The organism is Pseudomonas sp. FSL W5-0299 (assembly GCF_005930655.1).
GTDB classification, from domain to species: domain Bacteria; phylum Pseudomonadota; class Gammaproteobacteria; order Pseudomonadales; family Pseudomonadaceae; genus Aquipseudomonas; species Aquipseudomonas mandelii.
In genome coordinates this window covers 19151-41288 of sequence record NZ_RXHX01000025.1, presented here as the reverse complement: position 1 = coordinate 41288, position 22138 = coordinate 19151, and the positions used below count along the sequence as shown (strand labels likewise).

General features: G+C 60.6%; 25 protein-coding genes and 2 pseudogenes. 15 read left to right on the top strand and 12 right to left on the bottom strand.

Annotation, left to right across the window (positions count from 1 at the left end; all coding sequences use genetic code 11):
• Nucleotides 1-26 precede the first annotated feature (26 nt).
• From FHL16_RS24295 to merR (FHL16_RS24280), 3 genes are all read right to left on the bottom strand, one after another.
• On the bottom strand, nt 27-2993 hold the full coding sequence (locus FHL16_RS24295; RefSeq protein ID WP_077749513.1) for a Tn3-like element TnAs1 family transposase: 2967 nt from the start codon (nt 2991-2993) through the stop codon (nt 27-29).
• Nucleotides 2994-2996: 3 nt separating this feature from the next.
• The gene (locus FHL16_RS24290) at nt 2997-3557 is read right to left on the bottom strand and encodes a recombinase family protein (RefSeq protein WP_033958617.1); all 561 of its coding nucleotides are present in this window, start codon (nt 3555-3557) and stop codon (nt 2997-2999) included.
• Between the two features lie 263 nt (nt 3558-3820).
• Nucleotides 3821-4255 (bottom strand): Hg(II)-responsive transcriptional regulator, encoded by a 435-nt coding sequence (gene merR, locus FHL16_RS24280; protein ID WP_000429838.1) that lies wholly within the window; start codon nt 4253-4255, stop codon nt 3821-3823.
• Nucleotides 4256-4326: 71 nt separating this feature from the next.
• Between merR (FHL16_RS24280) and merT (FHL16_RS24275) the strand changes: the two genes are divergently transcribed.
• From merT (FHL16_RS24275) to merE, 6 genes are read left to right on the top strand one after another with little or no spacing between them, the layout of a single operon-like run.
• A complete protein-coding gene (gene merT, locus FHL16_RS24275) occupies nt 4327-4677 on the top strand; it encodes a mercuric ion transporter MerT (protein ID WP_001294667.1) in 351 nt (116 codons plus the stop codon).
• Nucleotides 4678-4692: 15 nt separating this feature from the next.
• Nucleotides 4693-4968 carry a mercury resistance system periplasmic binding protein MerP gene (gene merP, locus FHL16_RS24270; protein ID WP_000735441.1) on the top strand — a complete coding sequence of 92 codons (276 nt, stop codon included), beginning with the start codon at nt 4693-4695 and terminating at the stop codon, nt 4966-4968.
• Nucleotides 4969-4970: 2 nt separating this feature from the next.
• Nucleotides 4971-5216, top strand: coding sequence for a mercury resistance system transport protein MerF (gene merF, locus FHL16_RS24265; RefSeq protein WP_000654684.1), 246 nt, complete (start codon nt 4971-4973; stop codon nt 5214-5216).
• On the top strand, nt 5213-6859 hold the full coding sequence (gene merA / locus FHL16_RS24260) for a mercury(II) reductase (protein ID WP_000136268.1): 1647 nt from the start codon (nt 5213-5215) through the stop codon (nt 6857-6859). Before merF ends, merA begins: the two co-directional genes overlap by 4 nt.
• A gap of 16 nt (nt 6860-6875) precedes the next feature.
• Nucleotides 6876-7241, top strand: a complete 366-nt coding sequence (gene merD / locus FHL16_RS24255; RefSeq protein WP_010466447.1) for a mercury resistance co-regulator MerD — start codon at nt 6876-6878, stop codon at nt 7239-7241.
• The gene (gene merE / locus FHL16_RS24250; RefSeq protein ID WP_001087809.1) at nt 7238-7474 is read left to right on the top strand and encodes a broad-spectrum mercury transporter MerE; all 237 of its coding nucleotides are present in this window, start codon (nt 7238-7240) and stop codon (nt 7472-7474) included. The genes merD and merE overlap by 4 nt, the downstream gene beginning before the upstream one ends.
• A gap of 52 nt (nt 7475-7526) precedes the next feature.
• Here the strand turns inward: merE and FHL16_RS24245 are convergent, their stop codons facing one another.
• Nucleotides 7527-8141 (bottom strand): recombinase family protein, encoded by a 615-nt coding sequence (locus FHL16_RS24245; RefSeq protein ID WP_000904941.1) that lies wholly within the window; start codon nt 8139-8141, stop codon nt 7527-7529.
• Nucleotides 8142-8238: 97 nt separating this feature from the next.
• Between FHL16_RS24245 and FHL16_RS24240 the strand changes: the two genes are divergently transcribed.
• Genes FHL16_RS24240 through FHL16_RS24230 form a run of 3 tightly spaced genes read left to right on the top strand, consistent with a single transcriptional unit; the run spans nt 8239 to nt 11885 of the window.
• Nucleotides 8239-8478, top strand: a complete 240-nt coding sequence (locus FHL16_RS24240; protein WP_003089107.1) for a ribbon-helix-helix domain-containing protein — start codon at nt 8239-8241, stop codon at nt 8476-8478.
• Entirely contained in the window at nt 8478-8888 is a 411-nt protein-coding gene (locus tag FHL16_RS24235) for a putative toxin-antitoxin system toxin component, PIN family (protein WP_003150546.1), read from the top strand. The genes FHL16_RS24240 and FHL16_RS24235 overlap by 1 nt, the downstream gene beginning before the upstream one ends.
• Nucleotides 8889-8891: 3 nt before the next feature.
• Nucleotides 8892-11885, top strand: a complete 2994-nt coding sequence (locus FHL16_RS24230) for a Tn3 family transposase (RefSeq protein ID WP_003299771.1) — start codon at nt 8892-8894, stop codon at nt 11883-11885.
• A 12-nt stretch (nt 11886-11897) separates the two neighbouring features.
• On the opposite strand, the gene FHL16_RS24225 is transcribed toward FHL16_RS24230, so the two are convergent.
• The 3 genes from FHL16_RS24225 to FHL16_RS24215 are packed head-to-tail and all read right to left on the bottom strand — an operon-like array spanning nt 11898 to nt 12756.
• Nucleotides 11898-12110, bottom strand: coding sequence for a GDCCVxC domain-containing (seleno)protein (locus FHL16_RS24225; RefSeq protein ID WP_003089113.1), 213 nt, complete (start codon nt 12108-12110; stop codon nt 11898-11900).
• 7 nt (nt 12111-12117) lie between these two features.
• Nucleotides 12118-12393: a mercury resistance system periplasmic binding protein MerP gene (gene merP, locus FHL16_RS24220; protein ID WP_003150552.1), complete on the bottom strand. Its 276-nt coding sequence runs from the start codon at nt 12391-12393 to the stop codon at nt 12118-12120.
• 12 nt (nt 12394-12405) lie between these two features.
• Nucleotides 12406-12756, bottom strand: a complete 351-nt coding sequence (locus FHL16_RS24215; protein ID WP_003089115.1) for a mercuric transporter MerT family protein — start codon at nt 12754-12756, stop codon at nt 12406-12408.
• A gap of 74 nt (nt 12757-12830) precedes the next feature.
• Between FHL16_RS24215 and merR (FHL16_RS24210) the strand changes: the two genes are divergently transcribed.
• The 3 genes and pseudogenes from merR (FHL16_RS24210) (at nt 12831) to FHL16_RS24200 (ending at nt 17367) form a co-directional block, all read left to right on the top strand.
• A complete protein-coding gene (gene merR, locus FHL16_RS24210) occupies nt 12831-13229 on the top strand; it encodes an Hg(II)-responsive transcriptional regulator (RefSeq protein ID WP_003089120.1) in 399 nt (132 codons plus the stop codon).
• Nucleotides 13219-13767: pseudogene (locus FHL16_RS24205) on the top strand (SMP-30/gluconolactonase/LRE family protein); the annotation flags it as partial. The gene merR (FHL16_RS24210) and the pseudogene FHL16_RS24205, both read left to right, overlap by 11 nt.
• 165 nt (nt 13768-13932) lie before the next feature.
• Nucleotides 13933-17367: an SbcC/MukB-like Walker B domain-containing protein gene (locus FHL16_RS24200; RefSeq protein WP_077749512.1), complete on the top strand. Its 3435-nt coding sequence runs from the start codon at nt 13933-13935 to the stop codon at nt 17365-17367.
• 122 nt (nt 17368-17489) lie between these two features.
• Here the strand turns inward: FHL16_RS24200 and FHL16_RS24195 are convergent, their stop codons facing one another.
• The 5 genes and pseudogenes from FHL16_RS24195 to merR (FHL16_RS24180) form a co-directional block, all read right to left on the bottom strand.
• Nucleotides 17490-18398 carry a haloalkane dehalogenase gene (locus tag FHL16_RS24195; protein ID WP_045735840.1) on the bottom strand — a complete coding sequence of 303 codons (909 nt, stop codon included), beginning with the start codon at nt 18396-18398 and terminating at the stop codon, nt 17490-17492.
• Nucleotides 18399-18531: 133 nt separating this feature from the next.
• Nucleotides 18532-19329: pseudogene (rlmF, locus tag FHL16_RS24190) on the bottom strand (23S rRNA (adenine(1618)-N(6))-methyltransferase RlmF); the annotation flags it as partial.
• A 66-nt stretch (nt 19330-19395) separates the two neighbouring features.
• Nucleotides 19396-19710 carry a hypothetical protein gene (locus FHL16_RS35110; RefSeq protein WP_224490795.1) on the bottom strand — a complete coding sequence of 105 codons (315 nt, stop codon included), beginning with the start codon at nt 19708-19710 and terminating at the stop codon, nt 19396-19398.
• 154 nt (nt 19711-19864) lie between these two features.
• On the bottom strand, nt 19865-20473 hold the full coding sequence (locus FHL16_RS24185) for a DUF6088 family protein (RefSeq protein WP_045735839.1): 609 nt from the start codon (nt 20471-20473) through the stop codon (nt 19865-19867).
• Between the two features lie 54 nt (nt 20474-20527).
• A complete protein-coding gene (gene merR / locus FHL16_RS24180; protein ID WP_024552202.1) occupies nt 20528-20962 on the bottom strand; it encodes an Hg(II)-responsive transcriptional regulator in 435 nt (144 codons plus the stop codon).
• A gap of 71 nt (nt 20963-21033) precedes the next feature.
• Here merR (FHL16_RS24180) and merT (FHL16_RS24175) point away from each other — a divergent pair, with 71 nt between their 5' ends.
• The 3 genes from merT (FHL16_RS24175) to merC are packed head-to-tail and all read left to right on the top strand — an operon-like array spanning nt 21034 to nt 22122.
• On the top strand, nt 21034-21384 hold the full coding sequence (merT, locus tag FHL16_RS24175; protein WP_024552203.1) for a mercuric ion transporter MerT: 351 nt from the start codon (nt 21034-21036) through the stop codon (nt 21382-21384).
• 12 nt (nt 21385-21396) lie between these two features.
• Nucleotides 21397-21672, top strand: coding sequence for a mercury resistance system periplasmic binding protein MerP (gene merP / locus FHL16_RS24170; protein WP_045735837.1), 276 nt, complete (start codon nt 21397-21399; stop codon nt 21670-21672).
• A gap of 27 nt (nt 21673-21699) precedes the next feature.
• Nucleotides 21700-22122, top strand: coding sequence for an organomercurial transporter MerC (merC, locus tag FHL16_RS24165; RefSeq protein ID WP_024552205.1), 423 nt, complete (start codon nt 21700-21702; stop codon nt 22120-22122).
• The last annotated feature ends 16 nt before the right edge of the window (nt 22123-22138 follow it).

Below are 22138 nucleotides of genomic sequence, written 5' to 3'. Positions count from 1 at the left end.
CCGCAGAATTCGGAAAAAATCGTACGCTAAGGTTTTCCGGGCATCCGTAGGGGCCGAAACTTCCCGTCTTCCAGTCTGCGGCTCTGCCGCCAGACGTAATCGCCGGTTAGGTTGATGTGCTCCCAGCCCAGCGGCGACAGGAATTGCAGCAGCTCGCCGTCCACCGGCTTGCCGGCCTCGACCAACCCCTGGGTGGCGCGTTCCAGGTACACCGTGTTCCACAGCACGATAGCCGCCGTCACCAGGTTGAGGCCGCTGGCCCGGTAGCGCTGCTGCTCAAAGCTCCGATCCCTGATTTCCCCAAGGCGGTTGAAGAACACCGCCCTGGCCAGCGAGTTGCGCGCCTCACCTTTGTTCAGGCCGGCATGCACGCGGCGGCGCAGTTCAACACTTTGCAGCCAGTCCAGGATGAACAGCGTGCGTTCGATCCGGCCCAGTTCGCGCAGGGCGACAGCCAGGCCGTTCTGACGCAGATAGCTGCCGAGCTTGCGCAGCATCAGCGAGGCGGTAACGGTGCCCTGCTTGATCGAGCTGGCCAGGCGCAGGATGTCGTCCCAATGAGCGCGCACGTGCTTGATGTTCAGGGTGCCACCGATCAGCGGGCGCAGCGTCGGGTAGGCCTGCACGCCCTGCGGCACGTACAGTTTGGTTTCGCCGAGGTCGCGGATGCGTGGCGCGAAGCGGAAGCCCAGCAGGTGCATCAGGGCGAAGACGTGATCGGTGAAACCGGCCGTGTCGGTGTAGTGCTCCTCGATCCGCAGGTCGGACTCGTGATACAGCAGGCCGTCGAGCACATAGGTGGAATCTCGGACGCCGACATTCACCACGCGTGTGCTGAACGGCGCGTATTGGTCGGAGATGTGGGTGTAGAACAGCCGTCCTGGCTCGCTGCCGTACTTCGGGTTGACGTGCCCGGTGCTCTCACCCCGGCCGCCAGCGCGGAAGCGCTGGCCATCGGAGGATGAGGTGGTGCCGTCGCCCCAATGGGCAGCGAAGGCATGGCGGTACTGGTGATTGACCAGCTCGGCCAAGGCCGCCGAATAGGTTTCATCGCGGATATGCCAGGCTTGTAGCCAGGACAGCTTGGCGTAGGTCAGGCCGGGGCTCGACTCGGCCATCTTGGTCAGTCCGAGGTTGATTGCATCACCGAGGATCGCGGACAGCAGCAACGTCCGGTCTTTGGCCTCGGCCCCGTTCTTCAAGTGGGTGAAGTGGCGGCTGAAGCCCGTCCAATCGTCCACGTCCATCAGCAGTTCGGTGATCTTGATGCGCGGCAGTAACTGACTGGTCTGGTCGATCAGCGCCTGCGCCCGATCCGGCACCGCCGCATCCAGCGGGGTGATTTTCAGGCCGGACTCGGTGAGGATGGCATCGGGCAGCTCGTTGTCCTTGGCCAGGCGGGCGACAGTGGCCAACTGCTCGTCCAGCAGCTGCAAGCGCTCTTCCAGGTACTGGTCGCTGTTCGGGTTGATCGCCAGCGGCAGGGCCTGTTCCCGCTTGAGCGCGGCGAACTTCTCGGCCGGCAACAGGTAGTCGTCGAAGTCGCGGAACTGCCGCGAGCCCTTGACCCAGATGTCGCCGGAGCGCAGGGCGTTCTTCAGCTCGGACAGCGCGCAGATTTCGTAGAAGCGCCGGTCGAGGCCTTCCGGGGTGATCACCAGCGGCTTCCAGCGCGGCTTGATGAAGGCGGTGGGGGCATCGGCCGGCACCTTGCGCAGGTTGTCGGCGTTCATCTCGCGCAGGGTCTGCACGGCTGCCAGCACGCCTTGTGCGGCCGGGGCGGCGCGCAGCTCCAGTACCTCCAGCAGGGCCGGCGTGTAGCGGCGCAGGGTGGCGAAGTTCTCGCCGACCAGGTGCAGGTGGTCGAAGCCCTCCGGCCGGGCCAGCAGCTCGGCCTCACTGACGCTCTCGGTGAACTCGTCCCAGGGAATCACCGCCTCGATGGCGGCGTAGGGATCGCTGCCGCTTTCCTTTGCCTCCAGCAGCGCCTGGCCGATCTTGGAGTACAGGCGCACTTTGTCATTGATCGCCTTGCCCTGCTTCTGGAACTGCTGCTGATGCTTGTGTTTCGCGCCGCTGAACAGCTTGACCAGGATGCGGTCGTGCAGATCCACCAGCTCATCAATCACGGTTGCAGTGCTCTCCAGTACCACGGCGGCCAGGGTCGCATAACGTCGCTGCGGCTCGAACTTGCCAAGGTCTTTGGGCGTCATCTGCCCACCCTCGCGGGCCAGCTTGAGCAGGCGGTTCTGGTGGATGTGCCGGCCAAGGCCTTCGGGCAAGTCCACCAGCTGAAATGTCTTCAGCCGTTCGATGTGCTCAAGCATGTGGCGGGAGTTGGGTTTCAGCGGTGCCTGGCGCAGCCAGGTCAACCAGGTGATGCTGCTGCCGGCCTTGAGCTTAAGCAACTCGTCCAGCTTGGCCCGATGCGAGTCGGTGAGAGGTTCGACCAGGGCGCGGTAGACCCGCCGATTGGCCCGTGCAATGGCCTCCGAGCAAGCCCGGTCGATCACGCTCAACGCCGGCAGGATGCGTCGCTTCTGCCGCAGGCTCTCCAGCGCCTGGCCGGCCAGCAGCAAGCCCTTGTCGGTCTGCTGGGCCAGTTCGGTCAGCTCGCGCACCAGGGCGCGGAAGTCGGACAGGCCGAACGGGGCCAGTTGAAGGTAGGTGCGCAGTTCCTGGGCGTGCTCGCGACGGGTCACATCGCGCTCGCCGTACTTCGTCCAACTCGCCGGATCGGTCTGGACTTGCTTGGCCACCCACAGGATGACCGGTTCGGGCAGCTCGCTGTCAGTGCCCAACGCATAGCCGGGGTAGCGCAGCAGGCAGAGTTGCACCGCAAAGCCCAGACGGTTGGCGTCGCCGCGCCGCTGGCGGATCAGTGACAGGTCGGAATCGTTGAAGGTGTAGTAGCGGATCAGGTCATCCTGGCTTTCCGGCAGCGCGAGCAGGGTGTCCCGCTCCGTGGCCGAGAGGATCAAGCGACGCGGCATGTGTCAGTCGTCCGTGCGGAGGTACTGGTAGAGAGTTTCGCGGCTGATGTTGAACTCGCGGGCGAGCTGCGCCTTGGGCTCACCTGCCGCCGCCCGCTGCCGCAGGGTAACAGTCTGCTCGTCGGACAGGGCCTTCTTGCGGCCCCGGTACGCGCCGCGCTGCTTGGCCAGGGCGATACCCTCGCGCTGCCGCTCACGGATCAGAGCGCGCTCGAACTCAGCGAAGGCCCCCATTACCGACAGCATCAGGTTGGCCATCGGCGAGTCCTCGCCGGTGAATACCAGCCCCTCCTTCAAGAACTCGATTCGCACGCCGCGCTGGGTCAGCTTCTGCACCAGGCGGCGCAGGTCGTCGAGGTTGCGGGCCAGGCGATCCATGCTGTGCACCACCACCGTGTCGCCCTCGCGGACGAAGCTCAGCAGCGCTTCGAGCTGGGGGCGCTGGGTGTCCTTGCCGGATGCCTTGTCGGTGAACACCTTGCTCACCTGGGTCTGTTCCAGTTGGCGTTCCGGGTTCTGGTCGAAGCTGCTGACCCGGACGTAGCCGATGCGGTGCCCCTGCACGATGTCTCCTTGGTTGAAGGCGGCTTAAGTGCACTTTCTGTTCCGTTGCGCCTCAAACCCCGTTTCTGTCAGGCTGAAATCTATAACCTTCGCGGGCATGTGTCAAAAAATGGGAAAGCAGACTCTATTCTGACGAAGCGGCGCGTGTCACTTTCAGAAGGCGACAGCACGAAATATCAAAAGTCGACCGCACGGTCTTTTCTGACGTTGGAGTCGCCTCAGAAAACGGAAAATAAAGCACGCTAAGGCGTAGTTCCCTCGGGCTACACCGCGTCCGCACTGCGCGGTTCTTTCTTCCCTTGCAGTGACGCAATCAGCGGGCAGGAAACGTTCCCCTTCCGCGCATGGCAGGCGCACACCAAATCAGACAGCACGGCCTCCATGCGCGCCAGGTCAGCCATCCTCTCGCGCACGTCCTTGAGCTTGTGCTCGGCCAGGCTGCTGGCTTCCTCGCAATGGGTGCCATCCTCCAGCCGCAGCAGCTCGGCGATCTCATCCAGGCTGAAGCCCAACCGCTGGGCTGATTTCACGAAGCGCACCCGCGTTACATCCGTCTCGCCATAGCGGCGAATGCTGCCGTAAGGCTTGTCCGGTTCCGGGAGCAAGCCCTTGCGCTGATAGAACCGGATGGTCTCCACATTGACCCCGGCCGTCCTGGCGAAAACGCCAATGGTCAGGTTCTCCAAATTGTTTTCCATATCGCTTGACTCCGTACATAACTACGGAAGTAAGCTTAAGCTATCCAATTCAGATTCGAAAGGACAAACGTATGTCTGAACCTCAAAACGGGCGCGGCGCGCTCTTCACTGGCGGGCTGGCCGCCATCCTCGCCTCGGCTTGCTGCCTCGGGCCGCTGGTTCTGATCGCCTTGGGGTTCAGCGGCGCTTGGATCGGCAACTTGACGGTGTTGGAACCCTATCGCCCCATCTTTATCGGCGTGGCGCTGGTGGCGTTGTTCTTCGCCTGGCGGCGCATCTACCGGCCGTCAGCCGCCTGCAAACCGGGTGAGGTTTGCGCGATTCCCCAAGTGCGAGCTACTTACAAGCTCATTTTCTGGGGCGTGGCCGTGCTGGTTTTGGTCGCGCTCGGATTTCCCTACGTCGTGCCATTTTTCTATTGATCACAGGAGTTCACCATGAAAAAGCTGCTTTCCGCCCTTGCCCTCGCTGCCGTTGTTGCCCCCGTGTGGGCCGCCACCCAGACCGTTACGCTGTCCGTACCGGGCATGACCTGCTCGGCCTGTCCGATCACTGTCAAGAAGGCGATTTCCAAGGTCGATGGCGTCAGTAAAGTTGACGTGACCTTCGAGACGCGCGAAGCGGTGGTCACCTTCGATGATGCCAAGACCAGCGTGCAGAAACTGACCAAGGCTACCGAGGATGCGGGCTACCCATCATCAGTCAAGAACTGATCATGAAAGACCCGAAGACACTGCTGCGGGTCAGCATCATTGGCACAACCCTCGTGGCGCTGTGTTGCTTCACCCCTGTTCTGGTCATTTTGCTCGGTGTGGTCGGCTTGTCCGCGCTGACCGGCTATCTGGACTATGTGCTGCTGCCTGCGCTGGCGATTTTCATCGGCTTGACCATCTACGCCATCCAACGAAAACGCCAAGCCGATGCCTGCTGCACCCCGAAATTCAATGGAGTAAAAAAATGACCGAAATCACCGTGAATGGCATGACCTGCACATCCTGCGCCACCCATGTCAAAGATGCTTTGGAAAAGATTCCCGGCGTGAATGCCGCTGTGGTGTCCTATCCAGAAAGCCGCGCGCAAGTCATGGCAGACACCGCCGTGAGCCACAACCAACTGCTGGCCGCCATCGCCGCATTGGGTTATCAAGGCTCGATCCGGGTTGGTGATTTCAAAGATGAACCAAAAATCCGTGATGCACTTGAGGGCGCCGGTTTGCATATCGCCATCATTGGCAGCGGCGGGGCCGCGATGGCGGCGGCGCTGAAGGCCGTCGAGCAAGGCGCGACGGTCACGCTGATCGAACGCGGCACCATCGGCGGCACCTGCGTCAATATCGGCTGTGTGCCGTCCAAGATCATGATCCGCGCTGCCCATATTGCCCATCTGCGCCGGGAAAGTCCGTTCGACGGCGGTATTGCGGCAACTGTGCCTGCGATTGACCGCAGCAAACTGCTGGCCCAGCAGCAGGCCCGTGTCGATGAACTGCGGCACGCCAAATACGAAGGCATCCTGGACGGCAATCCAGCCATCACCGTTTTGCACGGTGAAGCGCGTTTCAAGGACGACCAGAGCCTGGTCGTCCGTTTGAACGAGGGTGGCGAGCGCGAGGTAACGTTCGACCGCTGCCTGGTCGCCACCGGTGCCAGTCCGGCCGTGCCGCCGATTCCGGGCCTGAAAGAGTCACCCTACTGGACTTCCACCGAAGCGCTTGTCAGCGACACCATTCCCGCACGCCTGGCCGTGATCGGTTCGTCGGTGGTGGCGTTGGAACTGGCGCAAGCCTTTGCCCGGCTCGGCAGCCAGGTCACGATCCTGGCACGCAGCACCTTGTTCTTCCGGGAAGACCCGGCCATCGGCGAGGCCGTGACAGCCGCTTTCCGCGCCGAGGGCATCGAGGTGCTGGAGCACACGCAAGCCAGCCAGGTCGCCCATGTGAACGGCGAATTCGTGCTGACCACCGGACACGGTGAATTGCGCGCTGACAAGTTGCTGGTTGCCACCGGTCGGGCACCGAATACGCGCAGCCTCGCGCTGGACGCGGCGGGGGTCACTGTCAATGCGCAAGGGGCCATCGTTATCGACCAAGGCATGCGCACGAGCAACCCGAACATCTACGCGGCCGGCGACTGCACCGACCAGCCGCAGTTCGTCTACGTGGCAGCGGCCGCCGGCACCCGTGCCGCGATCAACATGACCGGCGGCGACGCAGCCCTCAATCTGACCGCGATGCCGGCAGTGGTGTTCACCGACCCGCAAGTCGCCACCGTGGGCTACAGCGAGGCGGAAGCGCACCACGATGGCATCGAGACCGACAGTCGCACGCTGACACTCGACAACGTTCCGCGAGCGCTTGCCAACTTCGACACACGCGGCTTCATCAAGCTGGTCATCGAGGAAGGTAGCGGACGGCTCATCGGCGTGCAGGCGGTGGCCCCGGAAGCGGGCGAACTGATCCAGACGGCGGTGCTCGCCATCCGCAACCGCATGACGGTGCAGGAACTGGCCGACCAGTTGTTCCCCTACCTGACAATGGTCGAGGGGTTGAAGCTTGCGGCGCAGACCTTCAACAAGGACGTGAAGCAGCTTTCCTGCTGCGCTGGATAAAAAAAGGAGGTTTTCAATGAGCGCCTACACCGTGTCCCGGCTGGCCCTTGATGCCGGGGTGAGCGTGCATATCGTGCGCGACTACCTGCTGCGCGGATTTCTGCGTCCGGTGGCGTGCACCCCGGGCGGCTATGGCCTGTTCGATGATGCCGCCTTGCAACGGCTGTGCTTCGTGCGGGCGGCCTTCGAGGCGGGCATCGGCCTGGACGCGCTGGCGCGGCTGTGCCGGGCGCTGGATGCTGCGGACGGCGATGAAGCGGCCGCGCAGCTTGCCGTTCTGCGCCAGTTCGTCGAGCGTCGGCGCGAAGCGTTGGCCGATCTGGAGGTGCAGTTGGCCACCATGCCGACCGAGCCGGCACAGCACGCGGAGAGTCTGCCATGAACAGCCCCGAGCGCTTGCCGTCCGAGACGCACAAACCGATCACCGGCTACCTGTGGGGCGCGCTGGCCGTGCTCACCTGTCCCTGCCATTTGCCGATTCTCGCCATTGTGCTGGCCGGCACGACGGCCGGCGCGTTCATCGGAGAGTACTGGGGTATCGCAGCCCTCACGCTGACCGGTTTGTTCGTCCTGTCTGTGACACGACTGCTGCGGGCCTTCAAAGATCGATCATGAGCGCTTCCCATTGAGACAAACCACGCTGTCGCTACGTTGCCTCATGCCGGCATCAAATTCGGCTGAGTAGCTTCTCGCCATCTGGACGTAGCTCACCCTTGGGTGAAACATGCCGATACAGGGTCTGCCGCGTGACGCCAAGTTCCTGGCACAGGTCGCCGACCTTGGTCTCTGGCTGACCCATTGCCGCCATCGCCAGCCGCAGCTTGGCGGCGGTCATCTTGAACGGCCGGCCGCCTTTCCGCCCGCGCGCGCGGGCCGAGGCTAGGCCGGCAATCGTGCGCTCCGCGATCAACTCGCGCTCGAACTCGGCCAGGGCGGCGAAGATGCCAAAGACCAGCTTGCCGGCGGCGGTCGTGGTGTCGATGGCCGCGCCGTGCCCGGTTAATACCTTCAAGCCGATGCCGCGCCCAGTCAGGTCGTGCACGGTGTTGATGAGATGTCGCAGGTCGCGTCCGAGCCGATCCAGTTTCCACACGACCAGTGTGTCGCCAGTTCGCAACGCCTTCAGGCAGCTCGTCAAGCCGGGCCGATCCTCGCGCATGCCGGATGCCTGGTCCTCGTAAAGATGTACTGGATCGACCCCGGCGGCAATCAGCGCGTCGCGCTGCAAATCGGTAGCCTGGGAGCCGTCCGCCTTCGATACCCGCATGTAGCCTATCAGCATGTCGTACCTGTCACATATACGTTCGTTTTGTCGAACCATTGCATCGCCCTTTGTGATTGGCGTATAAACACACAAACACCTATTAGCGGAGAACGCTATGAATACCATTCGCTGGAATGTCGCCGTCTCGGCCGACACCGACCAGTCGCTTCGGATGTTTCTGGCCAGCCAGGGCGGCGGCCGTAAGGGCGACCTGTCGCGCTTCATCGAAGAAGCGGTACGGGCACACATCCTGGAGCTGAGCGCTGAGCAGGCCAAGGCCGCTAACGCCCATCTGAGTGAGGCAGAATTGACCAACGCGGTTGACGAAGCGCTCGACTGGGCACGTAAGCGCTGATGCGGGTCGTGTTGGATACCAACATCCTGTTCAGCGCCCTGATCTCGCCACATGGCGCGCCCGATGCGATCTACCGTGCCTGGCGGGCGGCGCGTTTCGAGGTGGTGACCTCGCGGATGCAACTCGATGAAATTCGTCGAGCCAGCCGCTATCCCAAGCTTCAGGCCATCCTACAGCCCGCCAAGGTGGGCGCCATGATCAATAACCTGCAACGGGCTGTGGTACTGGAGCGCCTGACCATCGAGGTCGAAGCCGATGATCCGGATGACTCGTTTTTGCTGGCCATGGCCTTGGCGGGCGATGCGGACTACCTGGTAACCGGTGATCGCCGCGCCGGCCTGCTGCAACGCGGGCACATCGAACGCACGCGGATCGTCACGCCCGCCGTGTTCTGCGTCGAGGTGCTGTGATCAATGCCGGTCGGTTTTCTGACTCAAGAGCAACGCGACGGTTTTGGCCGCTATGTTGATTCGCCCAGCCGTGAAGAGCTGGAACGTTACTTCCACCTGAGCGATGAAGACCGTGAAGCCATCCAGGTGCTGCGGGGTAACCATAACCGTCTGGGTTATGCCGTTCTGCTGACCACCGTCCGCTTCGTTGGCGTTCTGCCGGACAAGCCCGCCGCCGTGCCGGTGGAAGTCCTGCAGGTGCTTTGCCGACAACTGGCGATTCCAGACCCCGACTGCCTCCAGCGCTATAGCGATCATCGCCGCTGGATACATGCCACCGATATTCAGAACCGCTTTGGCTATCGTCATTTCACCGATCCGGGCATCGGCTTTCGCTTGAGCCGCTGGCTGTATGCCCTCTGCTGGACGGGCACCGACCGGCCGGGAGTGCTGTTTGAGCGAGCCACCTCGTGGCTGTTCACACAGAAAGTCCTCCTGCCTGGTGTGTCTCAACTAGAGCGCTTTATCGCCCAGTTGCGCAGTCGGGTCGAAGAACGCCTCTGGTTTACGCTGGGCCGCAGCGTGACTGAGGAACAGCGATTGCAACTGCAAGACTTGCTGACGGTGGCCGAAGGCAACCGCAGCTCCCGGCTGGATCAATTGCGCTCCGGCCCGGTCATGGTCAGTGGCCCCGCGTTGATTCGGGCACTGCGCCGGCTCGATGACGTGCGCGGCATCGGCATCACCTTGCCGGCGGCGGCGCACATCCCTCCCAGCCGTATCGCCGCCCTGGCCCGCTTCGCCAACACGGCCAAGGTCACCGCGATTAATCGGCTGCCGGCGTCGCGGCGGATGGCGACACTGGTGGCCTTCGCACTCTGCCTGGAGGCGACTGCGCACGACGACGCACTGGAAGTCCTGGAGGCCTTGCTGCGCGACCTGTTCAGCAACGCGGAGAAGGCCGACAAGAAAGCCCGCATGCGCAGCCTGAAAGACCTGGATCGGTCGGCCGCGACGCTCGCCGCCGCGTGCAAGGTCGTGCTGGACAGCTCGATCAGCGATGACAACGTGCGCGCCCGGCTGTTCAACGACCTGCCGAGGACCACCCTGGAAAAGGCCCTGGAAGAGGTCAACGCGCTGATCCGCCCGGTAGATGACGTCTATTTTCTTGCATTGGAAGCGCGCTACCGCAGCGTGCGCCGCTTCCTGCCCGACCTGCTCAAGCACATCCGCTTCGGCTTCAGCCCGGCCGGCAAGGGCGTGGCGGCTAGTCTGGAGTGGCTGCAACTGAACCTGCCGCGCCGGAAGCCAGAGGATGACGCGCCGCAGGAGATCGTGGCCAAGGCTTGGCAGAAGCACATCACCCGCGAAGATGGCTCCCTCGACATGGGTGCCTATGTGTTCTGCACGCTCGATGCGCTGCGCACGGCCCTGCGCCGCCGCGATGTCTTCGTCTCGCCCAGTTGGCGCTATGCCGACCCGCGCCTTGGCCTGCTCGACGGTGCCGAATGGCTGGCGGCGCGACCGATCATCTGCCGGTCACTGGGCCTGACCATCGACGCCAAAACCACCCTGGACGCCTTGTCCGTCGAGCTGGATGCAACCTGGCTGGCAGTAGCCGCGCGCCTGCCCGACAACCCGGCGATTCAACTGAGCGAGAACACCGAGGGCAAGACCGAACTGTCGCTCGGGGCGCTGGACAAGCTGGACGAGCCCTGCTCGTTGCTGCAACTGCGGGCGGCCGTGTCTGACCTGATGCCGCGTGTCGATCTGCCGGAAATCCTCTTGGAAATCGCCGCCCGCACTGGCTTTTCCGAGGCCTTCACCCATGTCTCCGAACGCAATGCACGCGCCGACAACCTGGTCACCAGCCTCTGCGCGGTGCTGTTGGGCGGGGCCTGCAACACCGGCCTGGAGCCCTTGATCCGCACCGACAACCCGGCGCTGCGCCGTGACCGGCTGTCCTGGGTCAGCCAGAATTATATCCGCGACGACACCCTGTCAGCGGCTAACGCCATCCTGGTCGGAGCGCAAAGCCAACTGGAACTGGCCCAAGTCTGGGGTGGCGGCGAGGTCGCCTCCGCCGATGGCATGCGCTTCGTCGTACCGGTGCGCACCGTGCATGCCGGCCCCAATCCGAAGTATTTCGGCACCGGCCGGGGTGTCACCTGGTACAACCTGATTTCCGACCAATTCTCCGGCCTCAACGCCATCACCGTGCCCGGCACGCTGCGCGACAGCCTGGTGTTGCTGGCGGTCGTGCTGGAACAGCAGACCGAGTTGCAGCCGACGCAAATCATGACCGACACCGGGGCCTACAGCGATGTGGTGTTCGGGCTCTTCCGCCTACTTGGCTACCACTTCAGTCCGCGGCTGGCCGATGTCGGCGGTACCCGCTTCTGGCGCACGCGCCCGGACGCGGACTACGGCAAGCTCAACGGGCTGGCCCGCCAGTCGGTCAAACTCGACCTGATCGCCGAGCACTGGGACGACCTGCTGCGCCTGGCCGGCTCGCTCAAACTCGGCCGGGTGCCGGCGACTGGCATCATGCGCACGCTGCAAACGGGAGATAGACCCACCCGGCTGGCCCAGGCGCTGGCCGAATTCGGGCGGATCGAAAAGACTCTGCACACGTTGACCTATATCGACGACGAGTCCAAGCGCCGCGCCACCCTGACCCAGTTGAACCGAGGCGAAGGCCGGCACAGCCTGGCCCGCGCCGTGTTCCACGGCAAACGCGGCGAGCTCCGCCAGCGCTACCGCGAAGGCCAGGAAGACCAGCTCGGTGCTCTGGGCCTGGTGGTGAACATCATCGTGCTGTGGAACACCCTCTACATGACGGCGGCCGTGGAACGGCTCAAGCAGCACGGCTATCCAGTGCTGGAAGAGGATTTGGCCCGGCTATCGCCGCTGATCTACGAGCACATCAACATGCTCGGGCGGTATTCCTTTGCGGTACCGGAAGAAGTTGCGCGCGGCGAGCTGCGGCCACTGCGTAATCCAGACGACGACCTGTGATCCCCCTAAACGCTATGAGCAACACCCAAGCTGCTGCTGGATCGGCGGGCACTTCACCGAGCCGAACGAACAGAAAACGCAGCAATCCCCTGGGTTGGGGCGCAGCAGCGCCTTGCAGTTGCTGCACTCGTAATAGAACTGGCAGGCGTCCGTGGGCATGGTTTCCGGCTTGGCGAAGCCGCAGCGCGGGCAAGTCAGCACGGACTCAAGGACAATGGCGCTCATCGTGACCTCACTTCTGCACTGTGGAGGGGTATCCCGCGTTCGCGGTCGCCTCAGTCAGTGCCTCGGGCTGGGCCTTATCGGGATCGTAGGTGACGGTCGCCGTCTTCTGGTCGAAATTGACCTGGACGTCACTCACGCCGGACACCTTCTCCAGCGACTTCTTGACCGTGATCGGACAGAGTCCGCACGTCATGTTCTGCACGTCGAGCGTGACGGTTTTCGGGGGAGCCGCCAGCGCCACGAAGGGCAAGGCGAAAAGCACGGCGATCAGCAGTTTGCGCATGGTTAATCTCCTTCAGTAGAACAGCGGGGCGAGCCACGGCACGGCCAATAGGCCGAGCAGCAGCACGCTGACGATCCAGAACACGAGTCGCTGTCGCACGAGCGTGCGCGGATCGGCGCAGGGTGTACCTGGCGTACAAACCTGTGGCACCAGGTAGAGCTTGCGGAATGCCAATCCCAGGAACAGTAGAGTCAACCCGATGAAGAGGGGGCGTAGTGGCTCCATCATGGTCAGAGCGCCCACCCACGTACCGCCGACACCGAGTGCCAACAGCACCAGTGGCCCGACACAGCACACCGACGCACCGATGGCGGTCAGCGAACTCGCGACCAGCGAGCCTTTCCCGGTGAGTTGCATCCCCATTCCCATCTCCTGAGCCTGATTGCCTAGGTGCTATTCTAAACTCCGTACCAAAGTACGGAATCAAGGAGAAAGTGATGGCCACAGAGCTGACCATTGGCAAGCTGGCAGACGCCGCCGGGGTGAACGTCGAGACGATCCGCTACTACCAGCGACGCGGGCTGCTGGATGAACCAGCCAAACCCTTGGGTGGCCATCGGCGCTATCCGGTGGACATGGTGAAGCGACTGCGTTTCATCAAGCGGGCTCAGGCGCTGGGTTTCACGCTCTCGGAAGTCGGTGGACTGCTGACGCTGGATGAGTCGTGCGCCTGTGCCGAAACGCGAGCACGGGCTGCACGCAAGCTCGCGTTGATCGAGCAGAAGATGGCCGACTTGGTCGTCATGCAGCAACTGTTAGGCGAACTGGTGCAGCAATGTGATGCGGGAGACGGCGGAACGATCTGCCCGATCATCGAGGCACTGATCAGAGAGTAATGCCTGGCGGGTGAGCTGGAGATCGGAAAGCCCCTTTACGGTGGGATTCAGAGCTTACGTTGGTTTTTGGTTCCATTGCTCCCCAAACCCCAAAGTCACGCGCGTGATCGAAGATCTCGCCGGGCCTAATGGTCTGTGTTTCTCGCCAGATGAAAAGACCCTGTACATCGTTGAAGGTCGCGCCAAGCCGAATCGTTTGGTCTGGGCGTACGCGGTTAATGAAGACGGCACGCTGGGTAATCGCAACAAGCATATCGAGGCGACTGCGTATGGCGCGCTCGATGGCATTAAGTGCGATGAGGCCGGTAATCTCTGGTGTGGTTGGGGCAGCAATGGCTCGCCACAGGGTAAACCAGAGGAGCTTGATGGTGTGCGTGTGTTCAATGCTCAAGGCAAGGCGATTGGCCATATTTCGTTGCCGGAACGTTGCGCCAACCTATGCTTTGGCGGCGTTCAAGGTAACCGCCTGTTCATGGCCAGCAGCCATTCTATTTACTCAGTATTTGTAAACACCCGCGGCGCCACTTTTATTAAGTGAGCCACCAGCCGCAACCCAGCGGTTGCGGTTGCCCCACGCTGAACGGCTTGGCAGTACAGCGTGGCTGACTGAAATTAAGTGCGAGCCTCAACGCTCGCACTTATGTCCTGCACGCAGCGCGCGACAATGCCAGAATAGTCGCTCATGTCAGCCTGCGACCTTTGTATGAAAATCCTCAGCCTGCGCCTCAAAAATCTGAACTCACTCAAGGGCGAGTGGAAGATTGATTTCACTGCCGAGCCATTTAAAGACAACGGGTTGTTCGCGATTACCGGGCCCACCGGCGCGGGTAAAACCACGTTGCTTGATGCTATTTGCCTGGCCTTGTATCACCGCACGCCACGTATGAGTACGGTGTCTGCGGGGAGCAATGAATTGATGACGCGGCACACGGCTGAGTGCTTGGCCGAGGTTGAGTTTGAAGTTAAAGGTGTGGCGTACCGAGCGTTTTGGAGCCAGCGCCGCGCCCGCGACAAAGCTGATGGGGCACTGCAGGCGCCCAAGGTTGAGTTGGCATTGATGGCCGACGGCAAAATCGTTACTGACAAAATCAACGAAAAACTGCGTGAAACCGAGCGCCTGACCGGGCTGGATTTTGAGCGTTTCACTAAGTCGATGTTGCTCGCTCAAGGCGGCTTCGCGGCATTTCTTGAGGCCAATGCGAATCAGCGTGCAGAGTTGCTTGAAGAACTGACCGGCACTGATATTTACGGGCAAATTTCTCAGCGGGTGTTTGAGCAAACTCGTGAGGTAAAAACTGCGCTAGATCACCTGCGCGCTAAAGCTGAAGGGGTTGAGCTGTTAAGTGACGAGCAGCGTGAGCAACTTAACGCTGAGCATGCTCAAGTCAGCGTGGATGAGCAGCGTTTGGCGGCTGAGCAAAGCGGCCTGAATGCACAGACGCTGTGGCGCGATGCCAAAGCCAAGGCGCAGACGCAATTGCAGCAAGCGCAGGAGCAAGCGAGTCAGGCACAACAAGCGCTTAATCAGGCTCAGCCGCAATTGCACAAGCTGGCGGCCAGTGAGCCGGCCACACAATTGCAGCCGCTGTACCGCGAGCAACTGCGCATCAGTCATCAGTTGCAAGCCAGCCAAGCTCAAGAGCAGCAGTTGCGTGAGCAGCACATGGCTGCGCTGGAGCAAATCTGTCAGCAGGCGTGGCAAGGTCAACAAGTCAGTCAGCAAACATTGCAGGCAGAACGTGCGACTACAGAGGATTTGCAGCAGCGCGCTGATGCTGTTGCGCAGCAGCTCGTCACTCAGCCGCAGCGGGCGCAGTTAGGTGCGCATCTGGCCGCGTGGCAAGAGCAGTTCGACTCCTTGGCGGTGAGCGAGCAAGAGCAAGCCGCTGAGCGTGAGAAGCAACAACAACTGGATGACCAACTGGCTCAGCTAGCAGCTGAGTTACCCCAGCAGCAAACGGTTTTGCACGCAGCGACGACTCAGCTTAAACAAGCTGAGCTGGCGGCAAACACCGCGCGCGCGGAGTTGGATGGATTGTTTGGCGGCCATAATGACGCAGCCTTACGTGAGCAAACTCAGCAATTAACCGAGCGTGGGCGTCAGCTGGAGCGTTTGGCAATGCTGCTGACTCAGCGTCAGCAGTTTGTTGATCAGCAGGCTCAAGCGCAGGCGCAACTGATAGCTCAGCAAGCCGAGCAAGCGCAGTTAAATCAGCAGCGTGAGGCGCTGCGCAGTCAGTTTGTCGACCTTAAACAGCAGATCGCCGACAAACAAAAGCTGCTTGAGCAAGAGCAACGTATTCAACAGTTAGAACAATACCGCGCCGCCCTACAAGCCGATGAGGCCTGTCCGCTGTGTGGCTCGCATGAGCACCCGGCGATTGCCGAGTATCAAGCGCTTAACCCGTCGCAAACTGTGCAAGCCTTGCAGGCCAAACAGCTTGAGCAAGATGCGGTGCGGGCACAAGGCGAGACGCTGAACAAGCGCCTGGCTGTGGTGGAAACACAAATAGCCCAGGCTCAAGCGCAAGTTAGTGCTGCACGACAGGGGTTGGCTGAGGCGGATCAGCGCTGGCAGCAAGCCTGTGAATCGCTCGGGCAGGCAATTGCGGATGCCAGCGCATTGCAGGCCGCACAACACGACCACGAGCAGCACATGCAGCAGCAACAGTTGCGCATGAGCCAGCTCGACCAACTCAAGTTAGTCGCCCAGCAAGCCGCCGATGGGGTGATGACGGCTGAGCTTGAGCACAGTAAATGCAGCGCTCAATTGGATACGCTGACCAGTAAACAGAGCCATGTGCAACAGCGTCACCACGACAGTATTAGCCAACTGCAGTTGCTCACCAGCAAGCATGCCGAACGCTTGGAACGCCTCAGTAGCTGTTTGCAGGTGCTGGGTTTGAACATGCCTGTAGCGCCTGCCGATTGGCTGCGTGAACAACAGCAAGCATGGCAAGGCTGGCAGGCTGAACAGGCGTTAAGCCTGAGTTTGGCTACGCAGTTGCAAGCGCAAACGCATGCACTGCAACAGGCGCACGAGCACGCACAAACCTGGCAGCAGCACTGGCTTGAGCAAGCGCAAGAGCCGTTAGCGGAGTTGCCGGCGGTTGATAACCCGCATGAGCAATTACAAGCATTGCAGCGTAGTTGGCAGGCTTCGCAACAGCAGCGTGATCAGCTGTGGGGGCAACTGCAAACGGTGCAAGTGCGTATCGAGCACGAGCAGCGTGAGTTAGCCGCGCAAAATAACGACTGGCAGAACGCTTTGGCGGCTAGCCAGTTTGCCGATGAGGCGCAGTTTATGGCGGCGTTATTGGATGACGCTGAACGCGCGAGCTTGCGCGAGCTTCAGCAGCGCCTAAACAACGCAGCCACTGCCGCTCAGGCTTTGGCGCACGATTGCACGCAGCGCTTTGCTGAATTGCAGTCGGTTGAGCAGTCGAAAGTGCTGGTCGATCTGGATGATGAGGCGCTGGCGCAACAGCTTGTACAGTTGGCAACACAGTTGCGCAACCTGAGCCAGCGCCAAGGTGAGATTCGTGCACAACTGCAAGGTGATGATGCGCGGCGCCTGAGCCAACAAAGCCTGTTTGCGCAGATCCGTGCGCAACAATCCAATTACGATGCTTGGCAGCAACTCAACAGCCTGATCGGCTCGGCGGATGGCGCTAAATTTCGCAAGTTCGCCCAAGGATTAACACTCGATCACTTGGTCTACTTAGCTAATCAGCAGCTTGAACGCTTGCATGGACGCTATCAGTTGGCGCGCAAGTCTCTGGGTGAGCTGGAGCTTGAGGTGGTCGATACGTGGCAGGCGGATGTTGCGCGGGACACCAAAACCTTGTCTGGTGGTGAAAGCTTTTTAGTCAGCCTTGCGCTGGCGTTGGCTTTGTCGGATTTGGTCAGCCACAAAACCAGTATCGACTCGCTGTTCCTCGATGAAGGCTTCGGCACCCTCGACGCTGAAACACTTGAGGTGGCGCTGGATGCACTCGACAGCCTGAATGCCAGCGGCAAGATGATCGGCGTCATCAGTCATGTTGAAGCGCTCAAAGAGCGCATCCCGGTGCAGTTAAAAGTGCATAAGGCAATTGGCATGGGCTACAGCGGGCTGGATAAACGCTTCGCGGTATAGTCCTTTGCGAGGCACCTGTCTCGGCGAGTGAGATCGAGACAGATGCTTTGCAAGGATTACTGGAGGCATGCACTGGCTAGTTTGCCGTTAAGCGCTGAGTCTTCGGTACAGTTCTCGGCACATCAAGGGTTCGCCGCGATAAACATCACCACAACCTCTGCCAGCTTTTCGCCCTGATCCTCTTGCAGAAAGTGCCCGCCATTGACGATGGTGGTATGCGCTTGGCCGTGTGTGCCCGGTATCAGCTTTTGCAGCACCTTGTCGCCGCCTTTGGTGATCGGGTCTGAATCACTGAACGCGGTCAAAAAGGGTTTGTTCCACTTCATCAGTACTGCCCATGCTGCGCGGTTTTTATCGGCGGCAGGGTCGTTAGGCGTGGTGGGCACCAACAAGGGAAATTGCCGTGCACCTTCTTTGTAGCTTTCGTCAGGGAAGGGCGCGTCGTAGGCGTCTAGCACCGCTTGCGATAGCTCTGTGGTGGTGGCGCGGTTGATGATCGCTCCAGTGGGGAACTCTGGTACTTGTTGTGAGTATTGCTGCCAGCTTTTGAAGGCCTCCCCTGGGTTGTGATCACCGGTTGGGAGCATGGTGTTGGCGGCAACCACGCGAGCAAATAGGGCTGGGTTTTCTGCGACTAAACGCAAGCCAATCAAGCCGCCCCAGTCTTGGCAAACCAAGGTCACGTCACTCAGTTTTAGCTGGTCGAGCAGCGATTGCGCCCAGTCAACGTGGCGCTGATAGGTGTAGTCGGTACGTTTACTGGGTTTGTCTGAGCGACCAAAACCGATGAGGTCTGGGGCAATAACGCGATGGCCTGCAGCAACTAGTGTGGGGATCATTGTGCGGTACAAGTAGCTCCACGATGGCTCACCGTGCAGCAATAAAACCACTGCGCCAGCGGCTGGACCTTGATCCAAATAATGCATGCGTAACTCACCGCCTTCGCTGTCATCCACCATCAGGTAGTTGGGCTCGAATGCGTAGCCGGGAAGGTTTTCGAAGTGTCGATCTGGGGTGCGTAAAAAATCCATATTGTTCGCCTCGCTAAGTGTCGGTCAGCCATGGTGCGCACGCGCGCCGCCTGTGTACACGTGTTTTGACTCTGTGAATGCTGCGTTATTACGCTCAGTGAGTCTTTGGCGCGTGGCTAACTCTGGGGCTGGCTTAGCTCCAGCGTTCTTGGCGCCAGGCTTGTTGCTGTTCTGGGGTGAGGAATGTCCAAGCGACAAAACGGCTTTGTTTTTGCCCTTGAGCCATTTCAACGGTGCGTACTTCCAATGCGCCAGCTTTGTTCAGGGCACTGTAAACGCCGCCGAGGTTGCCGGCTTTGGAGATCAAACTACTGAACCAAAACACCTGTTGGGCGTGTTCAGCGCTTTCGCTGATTAAACGGCTAACAAACGCCGCCTCGCCGCCCTTGCACCAAAGCTCAGCAGCTTGGCCGCCGAAGTTGAGTACCGGCAATTTGCGTTTGGGGTCGAGCTTGCCAAGGTTACGCCATTTGCGGGTGCTGCCTTGCGTGGCTTCCTCAGCGGAGGCATGAAACGGCGGGTTGCACAGGGTGATATCAAAGCGATCTTCGGCGCGGATAACGCCCTGAAAAATATGCGTGCTGTCGTTTTGCTGGCGTAGCTCGATGGCTTCAACGAGCCCCGGATTGGCGTTGAGAATCGCACCGGCTGAGGCAATTGCGCTGCTGGCGATATCACTGCCAACGAAGTGCCAGTCGTATTCGCGATGGCCAATTAGCGGATAAATACAATTGGCGCCAACACCCACGTCTAGCGCATTCACCTGTGCGCCACGAGGAATAACCCCTGCGTTACTTTTCCCGAGCAAGTCGGCGATGTAGTGCAGGTAGTCTGCGCGGCCGGGGATCGGCGGGCATAGATAGTCGGCAGGAATGTCCCAGTGGGCAATGCCGTAGAACTGTTTGAGCAGGGCGCGGTTGAAGACTTTTAGGGGTCATGCCGAGATAAGGCAAAAATTAGGACATTCGTTCTCTAAATTATTGTATTTAAACGAATATTAGAATCCCTTCTCAGCAAAGACTGCTTCGCGCCCAATCGCTTCAGCCATCCATGGAGGAAGCTTGGATCTATGCGATTTCAAGACCTGCCAATCGCTATTCGACAGGCACGTGCGCAGCTTCGCGACTGCCTCTTGGGCGTGGGGTTTGCCCAACCAGGCAAGTGCACGTACAGCGTCGCCAGCAATGGTCGCTCCGAGGGCGACCTGCCACTGTGGCGCATGTTCGATTCTCACCTGAATTTTGCCTAATTGCAGGGTTCTCGGCCGTCCGCTGGTGATAAATACTTCCTTAATCGACACCTGCTGCGTCAGCCCTAGAAGGGGTCATGCCGAGATAAAGGGAAAATTCACTCACTTCCCTCCTATCCGCATGTTTTATAAAGACTTTTCAGGACGTAACTGAGTCTTGCCGAGATAAGGCAAAATTAGGACATTCGTTCTCTAAATTATTGTATTTAAACGAGCATCAGAAGCCCTGCTCAGCAAAGACTGCTTCGCGCCCAATCGCTTCAGCCATCCATTGAGGAAGGTTTGATCTATGCGATATCAAAATCTGCCAATCGTTACTCGACAGGCACGTGCGCAGCTTGGCGACTGCCTCTGGGGCGTGGGGTTTCCCCAGCCAGGCAAGCGCACGTACAGCGTCGCCAGCAATGGTTGTTCCGAGGGCGATTTGCCAATGCGGCGCATGCTCGATTCTCACCTGAGCCTTGCCTAGCTGCAGGGTTCTCGGCCGTCCGCCGGTAACAAATACCTCCCTAATCGACACCTGTTGCGTTAGCCCTAGAAGGTTCGCTGCGCGGGCACCGCTTAACGCGATTACCTGATGGCTTTTCGAAGCTATCGCACTGATAACCTTCTCCGTCGCCGGCGCGCGTTTGCCGAAGCGCCCGGTGACCGGCGCCACATAGAGGCCGCGTGAAATCCGCATTAACTCCCCGCCCTTGGCTAATCGAGAGAATGCTTGGTCCACCGAAGCACGGTCAGCCAAGTGAAGGAATTCGTTTGGTGCAAGGATGCCTCCTTCAGGAAGAAGCCTGCTGTGTTCGATGATTGCCGCGGAAAGGGATTTCATGGATGGCTGGTTTTTGAAATAGGGGTCGTCTCAGAAAACGGAAAATAAAGCACGCTAAGGCATAGCCGACCCTGCCAGGCTTGTTCCGCCCTGTAGCGACGCGATCAGCGGGCAGGAAACATTCCCCTTCCGCGCATGGCAGGCGCACACCAGTTCAGACAGCACGGTTTCCATGCGCGCCAGGTCGGCCATCTTTTCGCGCACGTCCTGAAGCTTGTGCTCGGCCAGGCTGCTGGCTTCCTCGCAGTGGGTGCCATCATCGAGCCGCAACAGCTCGGCGATTTCATCCAGGCTGAAGCCCAGCCGCTGGGCCGATTTCACGAATCGCACCCGCGTCACATCCGCCGCGCCATAGCGGCGAATGCTGCCGTAAGGCTTGTCCGGTTCCGGCAGCAGGCCCTTGCGCTGATAGAACCGGATCGTCTCCACGTTGACCCCGGCCGCCTTGGCAAAAGCGCCAATGGTCAGGCTCTCCAAATTGTTTTCCATATCACTTGACTCCGTACATGAGTACGGAAGTAAGGTTACGCTATCCAATTCAAATTCGAAAGGACAAGCGCATGTCTGAACCACAAAACGGGCGCGGCGCGCTCTTCGCTGGCGGACTGGCCGCCATCCTCGCCTCGACCTGCTGCCTCGGGCCGCTGGTCTTGGTCGCCTTGGGATTCAGCGGGGCATGGATCGGCAACCTGACCGTGCTGGAGCCCTATCGCCCGATTTTCATCGGCGCAGCGTTGGTAGCCTTGTTCTTCGCCTGGCGGCGCATCTACCGCCCTGCGCAAGCCTGTAGACCGGGTGAGGTCTGCGCGATTCCCCAAGTGCGAGCGACTTACAAGCTCATTTTCTGGGTCGTGGCCGTGCTGGTTCTGGTCGCGCTCGGATTTCCCTATGTCATGCCATTTTTCTACTGATCGGAGTTCACCATGAAGAAACTGTTTGCCTCCCTCGCCCTCGCCGCCGTTGTTGCCCCCGTGTGGGCCGCTACCCAGACCGTCACACTGTCCGTACCGGGCATGACCTGCTCTGCCTGTCCGATTACCGTCAAGAAGGCGATTTCCAAGGTCGAAGGCGTCAGCAAAGTTGACGTGACCTTCGAGACACGCGAAGCGGTGGTCACCTTCGATGATGCCAAGACCAGCGTGCAGAAGCTGACCAAGGCAACCAGAGACGCGGGCTATCCCTCCAGCGTCAAGCAGTGAGCCACTGAACCAGAGCCTAGGGCGATCATGGGGATGATCACACGCATTGCCGACAAGGCTGGCGCGCTCGGCAGCGTTGTTTCAGCGATGGGCTGCGCCGCCTGCTTCCCGGCCCTCGCCAGCTTGGGCGCGGCCATCGGGCTGAGCTTTCTACAGGAATACGAAGGGTTGTTTATCTCCACGCTGTTACCGCTGTTCGCCGTCGTGGCTTTGCTGGCGAATGCACTGGGCTGGCTGAGTCATCGGCAATGGCACCGCAGCCTGCTCGGCATGATCGGGCCAGCCATCGTGTTCGCCGGAACCGTCTGGCTGCTTGGCAACTGGTGGACAGCACGCCTCGTATACACCGGCCTAGCCCTGATGATCGGCGTGTCGATCTGGGACTTGGTTTCGCCGGTAAATCGCCGCTGCGGCCCGGATGGCTGCGAACTCCCCGCGAAACACGACTGACTGCGTGAGCCAGCGG